Raw genomic sequence first — 11603 nt, 5'->3', positions numbered from 1 at the left:
CGAGAGTTGCACGTCCGGTTCGGAGGGCGGGCCGAAGAAACGGACCGGACGAAAGCCCGGCACCGCGCTTCGGCCCGACCCCACTGGGGACGGCTGGGCCGACGGGACGTGTGGCTGACCCGCGAGGTCCGGTGGAAGGTCATCGCCCGCGCTGGCGACGCCGAGACGGGTCGGGTACTGCGGTGGGATTTCGACACCGAGTCCGAAGCCCTCGCCCTGATCCACCGCCTCCTCGCCGCGGACGCTGGCGGCAGCTGGCGCAAGCAGGACGGCGACGCCTCGTCCCCACCCCAGTGACGGCTCAAGGCCCGGCCGGCGGTCGCATCCCGAGAGACGGCGCCGCCGGCCGGAGGTGTGCGTCAGGAGCTGCAGGTGTTGAGCATGCTCTGCAGCGCGGACTTCTCCGTCGACTGCAGGGTCAGGCCCCAGCTGTATTTCACGGTGATCCACATCTTGCTGTAGGTGCACCGGTAGGACGACAGCGGCGGTTGCCACGTCGAGGGGTCCTGGTCGCCCTTGGCCTGGTTGACGTTGTCGGTGACCGCGATCAGCTGGGGGCGGGTGAGGTCGTTGGCGAAGCTCTGCCGCCGGCTGGTGGTCCAGGAGTTGGCGCCGGAGCGCCACGCCTCGGCCAGGGGCACGACGTGGTCGATGTCGACGTCCGAGGCCGCCGACCAGGTGGCGCCGTCGTAGGGGCTGTACCAGCGGCCGGAGATGGCGGCGCAGGAGCTGTCGACGACGACGGAGGTGCCGTCGCGCTTGAGGACCTGCTCGCGGGTGTTACAGGTGCCGCTGATGGTGATCCAGTGCGGGAACAGGTCCCGGGAGTAGCCGCTCGTCGAGCCCTGCGCCGCCACCGTCAGGGCGTTCAGCTGGGACTGCGCCGTGGCCTTCGACGGGATGCCGGGAGGCGTGGCCGACGCGGGCTGCGCGTTCAAGCCGGCCAGCAGAGTTCCCGCGAGTGCCGCGACGGCGAGCGCGGCAGCGTGCCGTCTGGTGCGCGGGAATCGGGGAGAGGTTTGGGTGCTCGACATGGCGGGCCTCCTCGTGGTGGTGGATGGCTACCGTCTCTAACGATCATGTCGATCGAAGGGCATGCCTGTAAAGGGATGTCGTACAGCCATCGACCGTTCGGCATCTTCCTGCGCCGCCCGCCGCAGGGCCCAACCCTGAGAGAAGGGAGGTGAGGACTGTTCGGGTCTGCCCAAGGTGTGTCTCGCGGTGAGCCCTGGCCGCCGGCGCGCCAGCCCACCCGATGCCGGTGGCATGTTGCGGCCACCGGTCGCGCCGATGCTGGCAAAGCCCGTCGGGATCGTGCCGACAGGCCATGGGCTGTCCTATGAGCCGAAGTGGGACGGCTGGCGTGCCCTGGCGTTCCGCCACCCGGACGGGGTCTATCTGCAGTCCAGAGCCGGGCGTGACCTTGGCGCCTACTTCCCGGACGTGCGCGAGGCGGTCAACCAGGCGGTGGCACCCGGCGCCGTGCTGGACGGGGAACTCGTGGTGTGGGCGGGAGAACGGACCGACTTCTCCCAGTTGCAGCGGCGGGTCACCGCCGGGACTGGCCGCGACGCCCTGGCCAGGAGCCACCCCGCCCACTACGTGGTCTTCGACCTCCTCAGCGCCCCGCCCGGCCTACCCCTGCTGGACAAGCCGCTCGCCGAAAGGCGTGCCCTGCTGACATCACTGCTCGCCGACGCCCCTGCACAGCTCACCCTGTCCCCGCAGAGCACCGACGTCGGGCAGGCCACCGAATGGCTGCACACCTGAACCGCCGCCGGCATCGAAGGACTGATGACCAAACGGCTCGACAGCCGCTACGAGCCCGGCAAGCGCGGCTGGCAGAAATACCGCGCCTACCACACCACCGAGGCCATCATCGGCGGCGTCACCCCCAGCCTCAGCAATCTGGAGACGCTCCTGCTCGGCCGCCTCGACGAGCACGGACGACTCCGCTACACCGGCCGGACTCACTTCCTACGGCCCGCCCAGCGGGCGGAGCTGGTCGACCTGCTCACGCCTCACACCGCGGCACCAGACGCCCCTCCGTGGCCGCAACCGCTGCCCGCCTCCTGGACGGGCCAGCTCGACCGGCCCCAACCCCTCCCCTACACCCCGGTCCTCCCCGCCGTGCCCGCGGAGATCGAGGTCGACACCGCCTATGAGCACCACCGGTGGCGCCACCTCGTCCGCTACCGACGCCCGCGCCTCGACCTGGCCATCGCCGACGTACCGCCGCTCAACAGCCAGTTTTGACGCTCGCCAACACCGTCACCCAGGCAGAGACGGCCGGTTCTCGACTCCATGAAGCCTGCGTGCCGGGTCCGGCGCTAGCACAGCCGGAACATGATCAGGGCGTTATCCACGGTGAGAGAGTTATCCACAGCCGCGGGAGCGGCCGCGGCGCGCCAACGTCTTGGTAGGGAAGCTGAGGTGGTCGGCGAGGCCGCCGCCCGGCTGCTGGCCACGGCCACGTGCAGGTGGAGCAGCCCGGCCGCAGGCCACCGACCACCGGTCCCCGCGTCAAGCAGCCGGCGCGGGGACCGGCTGCACCGGCATCCAGCAGCAGACGACAAGCAGCTCTTCCTACCTGGCTCGCAGTACCGGCACGGCAGGCACGCCGCTTGCAGCACAGTTGCCTAGCAGCCACCTACCGTCACTGGGTGAGCGTGTTGCTGCGGAGGTGAGCCAAAGCGACGGCCAAGTCCTCCCGGGCTACGGGGAGGACGCCTGCGGCAGGCGTGCCTGTACCAGATAACGACGGAGGTAGCACTTGACGCCACCTGCGGGTATACCGACACCGCCCCGACTGCTGCCAGCCCCCAAGGACGAGGATCCGAGGACAACAAGCCAGCGCTAGCCCATTTCCACCATTTCCTCGATGATCCCGGCCCACCAGGCACCCTCTATAGTGGCAGGACCATCGACCGCGACAAGCTCACGCCTGACTGCCTCGGCCCGTTCACGGTAAGGCCGCCCACTCTCTGTCTCAGCGAGAGCGGCTATCTCGCTCGCGTATCGGAGGAAAACAACGAACTTACCGATGTCGCTGTTCATAAAGGTGATTTCCGGAGAGCCATTTTCGACCGGGACGACTGACCATACCGATCCATCGGCGAGGTCGATCTGAACCTCACACACCCCGTGCCACGCCCGGCCGATCGCCAGACGTAGCGGAAACTCGGTGGATACGGTTACCGCCTCGATCGGGTAAGCGGAGAAGAATACATCCACCTCCCGCGGCAGTTCCACGTCGAGCAGCCCGGAAGCACCAGGTGGCACGACCCCGCCTAAGATCTGGCGCAGGTCGGATTCCGAGTAACGAATCAGGTCCGGCATCCTCTACAAACCTCCCATTCACGGCCCGTAGCCGTGGTCGCACTCTAAGAGCGTGTTTGAGATGGGGCTGATCAGGTCCAGGCGAAGGTGCGGCGGGCTTGACGCCGTGCCGGTTTGCCGCGGGTGTTACGGCGGGTCATGCCGGCGATGGCGGCCCAGCGGATCAGCGCTGCGGAGACGGCCGGGTGGCGTTCGTAGTCGCGGGCCAGCCGGCGGCAGACGGTGAGCCAGGACAGGGTGTGTTCCACCCAGCAGCGGGGGTGCACCGCGAAGCCGCGCTGGTCGGCGGGTTTGCGGACGAAGTCCAGCGTGGTGCGCAGGGTGTTGCGGGCCCAGTCGACCAGCCGGTCGGTGAAGCCCTGGTCGGCGAAGACATGCCGGATCGGGGTGACCATGTAGGCACTGAGCAGGGCGGTCTTGGCACCGTCGCGGTCCTGCCAGCTCGCAGCGATCACGGTCACGGTGACCAACAGGCCCAAGGTGTCGGTGATGATGAACCGCTTCCGACCGTTGATCTAATGGGCAGAAGTTGAAGCCGCTGAAGTCTGCTGGTCACTCGAGCGCGAGTTCTGAGGGTGGATCGGCTTGGCGACTTCAGCGGGGCCGTCGTCGGCCGGCCAGCGCCAGCACTACGTCCTCCGTTGATCCGTGCCTGCAGCCCTCAAAGAAGGCTGACGGGTGCTGACGCTGGCCGCCGGCGACGTGCCTCACGACGCGATGACAACGAAGATGATCGTGGTTCGAGTCGCCCGCGGGGATCACCTCCCACCGTGTTCGGGAGCCGACGAGCTCCTGATCAGACCGAGGGACCCGCGGGCTGCTGGGGTCACGAACGACCAATCGGATGTCGGGCCACCGAGCCCTTCCATTAGGGAGCCGCGTGCCCTGCACGACAACGACCAGCCAGCGTGCGCCTACCAACGGAGACAGCGTGGATCAACCGACCGTGTACTGCGGCATCGACTGGGCCAGTGACCACCATGACATCGCCGTCATCGACGACACCGGGGCCTTGCTGGTCCGGGCCCGCATCGACGACACCGCCGCAGGCCTCGCGCAGCTGCTGCAGGTCCTCGCCGAGCACGGCGACTGCGCCGAACACCCCATCCCCGTGGCGATCGAGACGTCGCGAGGACTACTCGTCGCGTGTCTGCGCGCCACCGGACGGCGGGTCTACGCGATCAACCCGATGGCCGTCGCCCGATACCGCGAACGACACACGCTCACCCGCAAGAAGTCTGACCACCTCGACGCCATGACACTCGCCAACATCCTGCGCACCGACGCAGCCGCGCACCGCGAGCTGCCCGCCGACACCGAGCTGGCCCAGGCCGTCGCGGTCCTCGCCCGAGCTCAGCAGGACGCCGTCTGGGACCGCACCCAGGCCGGTAACAAGCTCCGCTCGCATCTGCGTGAGTACTTCCCCGGATACCTCGCCGCGGTCGGCGTTCGCCGTGAAGGCGTCTCCCACCCCATCGCCCGAGTGCTGCTCGCGGCGGCGCCTACGCCCGAACAGGCTGCGAAACTCACCCGTGTCCAGCTGCGGTCACTGCTCAAGCAAGCCGGCCGCAAGAACACCATCGACGCTGAGGTGCAACGGCTGCACAACGCTTTCCGTGTTCCGCAGATGCGGCAACTGCCGCTGGTCGAGCAGGCGATGGGACGGCAGTCTCTTGCCCTGCTGCGGCAGCTGGAAGCCGCCTGTGTCAGCGCTGACGACCTCGCAGAGGCCTCAACGCAGGCGTTCGAGGCTCACCCCGATGCCGAGATCATCGCCAGCTTCCCCGGCCTCGGAGCCGTCAGCGGCGCCCGCGTCCTGGCCGAACTCGGCGATGACCGATCACGGTTCACCGACGCCAGAGGTCTCAAGGCCTACGCCGGAGCAGCGCCCGTCACCCGCGCCTCCGGCAAGAGCCGAGCCGTCCTCGCTCGCCGGGTCAAGAACCAGCGACTCGCCGCCGTCGGCTACGTCTGGGCCTTCGCCGCCCTTACCCACTCCACCGGCGCCAGAGCCCACTACGACCGCCGCCGGCAAGCCGGCGACCGACACACCGCCGCCCAACGCAACCTGTTCAACCGCATGATCGGCTGCCTTCACCACTGCCTCAGCAACCGCATCACCTTCAACGAAACCGTCGCCTTCCCCACCGTCGCCAACCAGCGACTACCTTCCGCTGCTTGACAGCACTTCCGCATCGGATGTCTTCTTCCCAGCGTCGTAGCCTCGGCTGTCCGTGCCGACCGTGTCGGCGCCCTTCACGCTCTGCGAGTCGGTGATCCCCGTCGAGGCTCCGGCGCCCGGCCCTGCTGCACCCGAGCCTTGACCCGCAGCGTGGCCAACTGCTTCTCCGTCACCCCGGCTTCTTCCCACCGGGTGAAGTTCCAGTACACCGTCTGCCACGGCGGCAGGTCAGCCGGCAGGTACCGCCACGGACACCCCGACCGCACCACGTACAGGATCGCGTTGACCATCTCCCACCGCGGATGCTTCTCCCGGCGGCCGTCCGTGTTCGGCTCCGGCAACAGCGGCTCGATCAGCGCCCACTGGGCATCGGTCAGGTCTGAGGGGTAGCCACGAGGCGCAGACACGTGCCACTCCGCCCGACCTGCCAGCAGGTTTCATCTCGCCACGCCGTCCACAACAGACCTTCTCAAACACCCTCTGAGGGTGCCGTCTACGGGAACCTCACCTCGACCGCCGTGACTCTGTTATCACTGTTGTTGATGATAGCGAACGAAAACTCATGCCGTCCCGCCTCTCTGTCTCCGTAAGCCCCCCGTAACTCCTATGTCTATGAGTCTTGCGTGAACCGAGTCAGCTGGTATTTGTCCTCGCGCCGTGTTCGGCGGTCGTTGCGTACGACAAGGAGCGCAATAACTACGGCTAGGGCTGAAAGGATGGCGCCCGAGACGGTGCCCCAGGCTTGAGGCCAGTCCGTGACGATTGCCTGCTGACATTACGAGCACGCCAAAAGGATACGAAGCCGTGTCCAGGCCTCCTGCCTCCTAGCGCGACTTATGTCCCGGCCCGAAGGCAACCGGGTGACTGACCGAGGCTGAGCCGTGCCGCCCCGGTCGCCCCAAGCCGTAGCACCGGGGCGCGCTTCGTCGTGGCCACCTCCGTCGTTAAGCGACGCTGCGGTCGGCGGAGTCACCGAGAGGCCGCCAATCCTCCTGTGGCCGGGTCAGCTTCTGTACCGGCAGACGATTCGAGGTCTTGCCGGACCATTGGCGGGAGATGAGGACGCGGCGGCCTGCCGGATGAGGGCGGGGAGGGTGCCTCGGATGGCCGCGGTTGCGTGGGGGCGATACGTACGGGATGACCCCGCAGTCCTAGCGCGGCATCCGGCACGGATAGTCAACCGCGCGGCGTCCACGGTCAACCCGCGGTCAACCCCTCCTCGGCAGACTGAACTGCGGTACACATTGGAAGGCGACAATCAATTGGGAGGTTAACAATGAGAAAAACAATCCGCGGCCTCGTCGGGGCCACGACGCTCGTCGCGGCACTTCTGGCGATGCCCTCGGCGGCCTCAGCCGAGACGCGGCAAGAGATCTGGAAATGCTGGACTGTTTACGGCACCGAGACAATTTCCAAGACCGCCTTCTACACCTGTCCGTCGGGCACAATCAACATCTGGTACACCGACCTCAACGGTGTGCAAATGAAACTCAGCGGGAGTTGCGCCAACAGGCTGTGGAACGACAGCGGCCGCACGGCCACGTACCTGGACGCGAAGGCGAAGTGCAGGATATGGCCCTGACGAGTACGGCCCCACCGGCAACGGCCGGTTGAGCTAAAGCTTGGTCAGGCTATTCCTGTCGCGACGAGATGGCCTGGCCAGGCTGCCGGCAGTATGTCGGTCTCTGTAACCGGTTTTGGCCAGGTAAATACAGCAACCAACCCGGCCGAGCAGGACCACGAGGAGCGGTTGCATGCTGCCTGATCTCGTACAGAACCCTGCCCAGCCCGCCTTGCCGGCAGGTCGGGACAAGAGGTCAAGCCCCGACAGCGAGACGGCCGGCGGTGCTTGACATCCATAGGAGTGCCCTATGTCATCAAGCCGGGGCGGCGTTGGCGGGAGCGGTGCAGGTCGGGCTGGAAGGCTGTGTGGTCTTGCCAGCATCGCCAGATGATGCGGAGCCAGGCCCGGGCGAGGATGCGTAGCTCGGCTCGCGGTTCCTGTCAGACCGGCGCCGAGCGGGCCCTGCGAATCGGTCCGGTGCCCCACCCAGCCGCCGAACCCACCACCTCCACCTGGTGTCGACCGACGCGCCGCGTTACCTCAGCGCGGCTGATCAGCGGTAGCACCGCCAGGCGTAGGGATCGCCGGAATTCGACGTCTGTGCGTAGGCGCCGGATTCGAACGTGTCGCGGCAGGCGACGTCCATGTCGACGATGGACGCGGAGAGAAGCCTCGTACACTGCCAACGGCCGTCGTCGCGGGGGTCCGCTGAGCCCCCGGTGTACCGATCGCAGTACCGCTGGGCCATGTTCGCCACCCCGCGGCTGCTCGATGGGCCGAGCAGGACCGGGTTCGGGCTCCGGGTCTGCGTCGGCCTGGCCGCGGTAGGGGTCGGCGTGGCGGAAGGCGTGACAGACGGTGTGGCGCTGGGCGTGACGGAAGGCCTAGCCGACGGTGTGGCGCTGGGCGGTGCGGAGGAGCCGCCCGGTGTCGCGGAACTTGGCGACATCGACGGTATCTCCCCCGGGGTGACCGGCTCCTCAAACGGATCCGGCGCGGTGGTGGCCGCCGACACCGGCAGCCCACTTTCGGGCGTTCGACCCGACTCCCACGTGAGCGCCAGAGCGGCGAGCAGCGCCCCCACCGCGAGCGCGCCGACCGGGATCAGCCAGCGCCGCCGGCTGGCTGGCCGTAAGCTGGCACCAAGCTCCCGGTTGTGCGTCCTTCGGGGCCGCCCGCCCTCGTCCGCCTCGAGGCCTCGCGCGTCGGACTCCTCACGGCGGTACTCGCTGCGGCCGGCGGAATCAGCGTGCGGGTAGTACTCCTCGTGGGCGTAGCCCGCCTCCGGTTGCGCGTACCACTCCTGCTGCGCGGCGTACGCGTCCTCGTGGACCGAGCTGGCATCGGTCGGTCCGTACGGTTCCTGGGCCCGGCGTTCCTCCCGATAGGCTTGGTCGTGCTCGGCGTACTGGTAGACGAGTGGGTCGGACCGCCGCTGGGGATGCTCATGTTGGGAGTGGGCTCCGGCGCACTGCTCGTACTCATCCTCGTACTGCGGGTATGCCCGCTGCCTTGCGGGTCGCCCCTGGTGCTCGCCGGTGTTCTCGGGCTGGCGCGACTCCTGATACTGGTCCGACACGTCCTCGCGCCACTGCGGCGCGGCTGCTCCCTGCTGCACGTACGACGAGTCGGAATCGCTTGCTTCCAGCCGCGACCGTCGACCGATCCAGCTGTCTATGAGACTCGCCGGGTTGTCGTGATCTTGGGCAGCTCCATCGGCGGAACGAGCGGTCGATCTCTCGGCCACGGTGGCTGGCCTCCTCGGAAAGCGCAGGTGCGGACAGCTAGCTGACCTTACGATCAAGCGCTACGCCGGATGCCAGCGTTACAGCGCTCTCATTCCCTCGCGCGGTGCAGAAGCGGTTTGCGCGGGAGCCGGCCCGGCCGCGCCGTACCGCCCGGTCAGCCACTGACCCCTCGCCGCTTGCCTCCCGCCCAACCACCAACGTCGGACCTTGCCCGCCCACAGGTGGATGCGGAGCAAGGCACCGACGGGGTTCTCCGCAAAAGCCGAGGCAGGCACACCCGCTTCCCTGGTTCGGGATTCGCCTCTGGTGTCAGCGCCCGTGCAGTGGAGGCCTATCGCGGTCGACAGATGCGGCCGCTCAATGCCGGGTCTCCCTCCCGGGTGGTGACCCAGATGGGGTTGAGGGCCAGCACGAGCGGTGGCGCCTGCCAGGCCGCCCCGAGCCGCTGCAGCAGCTCATATCCTCGCCACGGCTGGCTGACGGGCTCTCCGGAGAGAAACGCGATGGCACGTTCGTGAATGCTCCGGCGGCTCAGCAGTCCTCCATGCAGGGCGGGTACTTCGACCACCGGGATGTGGGTGTATTCCCCTGACGGCGCCTCGGCAGCGCTGATCAGCGGTAGGAAGGCCATCATGCGCACCTCGGGCACGGGGCAGAGGATCCGATTGCGGTAGAAGGGCGCCTCGACGATCACCGACCGCACGAACGGCTCGTCGGGATCATTGTCGACCCGTCGCGTCAGGTTTGTTATCGCCGCGATCGCCCGTAGCTGCCACCCCGTGACAACCCCCCAACCCTCGTGGCCGGGTGGAGGGTAGTAGACGCGCCCGGGCAAGATCAGGGGGCTGAACAGCAGGGCCGCCTCGACCGGCCCGCGGGGGAGCTTCTCGAGGTAGGTGCGGATCACCAGCGCTCCCTCGCTCTCGCCGGCCAGCGCCACCGGTCGGCGGGTGCGCGCGTGCAGCGCGTCGACCTGGGCGGCGAGCAGTACAGCACTGGAGTCCAGCGACCGGTGGGTGGCCTGCGACGGGTACGGCAGTGGGCGACGGTTGCGGTCCAGTCCGCGGTACGAGAAGCGTTCAACTCGCGGATCGGCCGGTTCTTGCCCGTTCCAACTGGACTCGAAGCCGGCGAGCACGATCACCGCGTAGGGCACCCGCTGCGGCAGCGGCTCGACCACAATCGGCGGTCGCCACTGCCCCGTGGTGCCGGAGGCGACGCCGAGCAGCGGCGGCACCCCCACCGCGGCGACCATTGTCACAACGATGGCCAGCGGCGCAACCGGAACAGTGGCCCACCGCAGCCGCCGGTGCAGCGCCGCGGCGGTCACGGTGCGTCTCCACAGCAGTCCGTTGGCGGCACCCGCCAGCCCGGCGACCGGGACCCGCCACCAGTCGGGCACGCTCACGATCGCCGCGCTGGCAGCGGTGATCACCAGAAAGTTCACGATCGACCAGGCCAGCAGCTGAACCGACGGCAGCCCCTTCCACCAGCGAGCCACGACCCCGGCGCGCTGCAGGAACGGAGCGATGACCAGCATCGGGATCACCGAGGCGAACAGATACCACGACAGCGCGACAGCGGAGAAGGCGACGGATAACGCCGCCCACGGCGAGATGATCACCGTGGCGAGGGCCGCGACTTCCAAGTTGCGCTTAACCAGCCAGCGGATCGACGGGCGAGGCACCCGCTGCGGCCAAGACAGCCCGGTCAAAGCAGCGGACAGCAGCCCCCGCACCACAATGACGACCAGCAACCCCGCCACGAACGCCTGCCAGGAGTCGTGGTAAACCAACAACCAGCGCAGGTCATGATAGGAATCGTAGGGCCACACCGCTGTCGACTGCGGCGCGAGCGCCTGGGCGGCATAAAACCCGGCCCCGACAAGCATGGCCATCTCCACCATCGGTGGCACCGCGGCGAGCACAAGCAGAGCAACACCCCGACGACCCTCCAGCACCATCTCGGCCCTGCCCTCCCACCTTCATCCGACGTTTGCAGGATCCCCGAAACCGCGGATACGCGGGAGGATTCACCACAACTCCCCGCCGGTTGACGCCGGCAGGGTGCGCAGGTCGACAGGATCGCCTGTGAATGACGCGATGGATGGCGGGCCAAGAGAGCAGACGATGTGACGGCCCCAGCGCCCCCCAGCGTGTTGCGCCACCGGCGCAGCAGCACGTCGCGGTACACGCCGACCTGGTAGTTGGGCTCGCCGAAGGCGAATGCGCGTGCGGCGGCGGGATCTGGCCGCAGCAGTGTGGTCGCTGATGGTCGGTTCCAGGCAAGCGGTCACGGTGGCGGTCACGCCATCGAGGCGACGGGTGAGGATGAGGCCCTCGGTCAGCTGGTGGGCCAGCCAAAGCCCGCGTCCGCCGGCGGTGTCGACCGCGGGCAGTCGCACCGGCAGGTGACCCGGCGCCGGCCCTTGGTCGATGATCTCGCAGGTTAGAACATCGTCCTGCCGGCGCAGCTCGAGATGTCCACGGCCCCCTCCGTGCCGTACGGCGTTGGTGGCCAGTTCGTGGACGGCGAGGACGAAGTCGTAACCAGCGTCCCCGGTCAGTCCGACGGCGGTCACCTGAGCCGGTTCGGGCGCCACGTGTCCGACCGTCGGCCCGCTTGGACCATGGTGGTCAACAACGACGTCGGGTTTTGGGGTCAGGGCTGGCACGCGCCGCTGGCCTGGTCTCTGTCCGGGATCGTCCCGTCGTCACGCTAATACTGACGTGGCACGCCTCGCCGTCGCTCGACGTGAACGCACCCGCGC

12 protein-coding genes are annotated in these 11603 nt (G+C 68.1%); 5 read left to right on the top strand and 7 right to left on the bottom strand.

Annotation, left to right across the window (positions count from 1 at the left end):
• Positions 1 to 297: hypothetical protein (locus M2302_RS32555; protein ID WP_280841625.1), on the top strand; the 297-nt coding region annotated here is incomplete at its 5' end.
• 62 nt (positions 298 to 359) lie between these two features.
• Here the strand turns inward: M2302_RS32555 and M2302_RS32550 are convergent.
• The gene (locus M2302_RS32550; RefSeq protein ID WP_280841624.1) at positions 360 to 1034 is read right to left on the bottom strand and encodes an HNH endonuclease family protein; all 675 of its coding nucleotides are present in this window, start codon (positions 1032 to 1034) and stop codon (positions 360 to 362) included.
• Between the two features lie 256 nt (positions 1035 to 1290).
• Between M2302_RS32550 and M2302_RS32545 the strand changes: the two genes are divergently transcribed.
• Complete coding sequence (locus M2302_RS32545) at positions 1291 to 1770, top strand: hypothetical protein (protein ID WP_280841623.1); 480 nt, start codon at positions 1291 to 1293, stop codon at positions 1768 to 1770.
• Between the two features lie 24 nt (positions 1771 to 1794).
• A complete protein-coding gene (locus tag M2302_RS32540; RefSeq protein WP_280841622.1) occupies positions 1795 to 2256 on the top strand; it encodes a hypothetical protein in 462 nt (153 codons plus the stop codon).
• A gap of 600 nt (positions 2257 to 2856) precedes the next feature.
• Here the strand turns inward: M2302_RS32540 and M2302_RS32535 are convergent.
• On the bottom strand, positions 2857 to 3339 hold the full coding sequence (locus M2302_RS32535; RefSeq protein ID WP_280841621.1) for an SUKH-4 family immunity protein: 483 nt from the start codon (positions 3337 to 3339) through the stop codon (positions 2857 to 2859).
• A gap of 71 nt (positions 3340 to 3410) precedes the next feature.
• Entirely contained in the window at positions 3411 to 3800 is a 390-nt protein-coding gene (locus tag M2302_RS32530; RefSeq protein WP_348529490.1) for a hypothetical protein, read from the bottom strand.
• 470 nt (positions 3801 to 4270) lie between these two features.
• Between M2302_RS32530 and M2302_RS32525 the strand changes: the two genes are divergently transcribed.
• Entirely contained in the window at positions 4271 to 5521 is a 1251-nt protein-coding gene (locus tag M2302_RS32525) for an IS110 family transposase (RefSeq protein WP_280841619.1), read from the top strand.
• A 74-nt stretch (positions 5522 to 5595) separates the two neighbouring features.
• Here M2302_RS32525 and M2302_RS32520 read toward each other — a convergent pair whose 3' ends face one another.
• Positions 5596 to 5928 (bottom strand): transposase, encoded by a 333-nt coding sequence (locus M2302_RS32520; RefSeq protein ID WP_280841618.1) that lies wholly within the window; start codon positions 5926 to 5928, stop codon positions 5596 to 5598.
• A gap of 869 nt (positions 5929 to 6797) precedes the next feature.
• Between M2302_RS32520 and M2302_RS32515 the strand changes: the two genes are divergently transcribed.
• Positions 6798 to 7103, top strand: coding sequence for a hypothetical protein (locus M2302_RS32515; protein WP_280841617.1), 306 nt, complete (start codon positions 6798 to 6800; stop codon positions 7101 to 7103).
• Positions 7104 to 7638: 535 nt separating this feature from the next.
• Here M2302_RS32515 and M2302_RS32510 read toward each other — a convergent pair.
• The 3 genes from M2302_RS32510 to M2302_RS32500 all read right to left on the bottom strand — a co-directional run bounded on the left by M2302_RS32510 (position 7639) and on the right by M2302_RS32500 (position 11414).
• On the bottom strand, positions 7639 to 8832 hold the full coding sequence (locus tag M2302_RS32510; RefSeq protein WP_280841616.1) for a hypothetical protein: 1194 nt from the start codon (positions 8830 to 8832) through the stop codon (positions 7639 to 7641).
• Between the two features lie 332 nt (positions 8833 to 9164).
• A complete protein-coding gene (locus M2302_RS32505; protein WP_280841615.1) occupies positions 9165 to 10739 on the bottom strand; it encodes a hypothetical protein in 1575 nt (524 codons plus the stop codon).
• A gap of 126 nt (positions 10740 to 10865) precedes the next feature.
• Positions 10866 to 11414, bottom strand: a complete 549-nt coding sequence (locus M2302_RS32500; protein WP_280841626.1) for an ATP-binding protein — start codon at positions 11412 to 11414, stop codon at positions 10866 to 10868.
• Positions 11415 to 11603 lie beyond the last annotated feature (189 nt).

The sequence above is a fragment of the Micromonospora sp. A200 genome (assembly GCF_029893845.1).
Classification (GTDB): Bacteria; Actinomycetota; Actinomycetes; order Mycobacteriales; family Micromonosporaceae; genus Micromonospora; species Micromonospora purpureochromogenes.
Note: the sequence above shows the minus strand (reverse complement) of the source record. Positions and strands in the feature narration are given on the sequence as shown.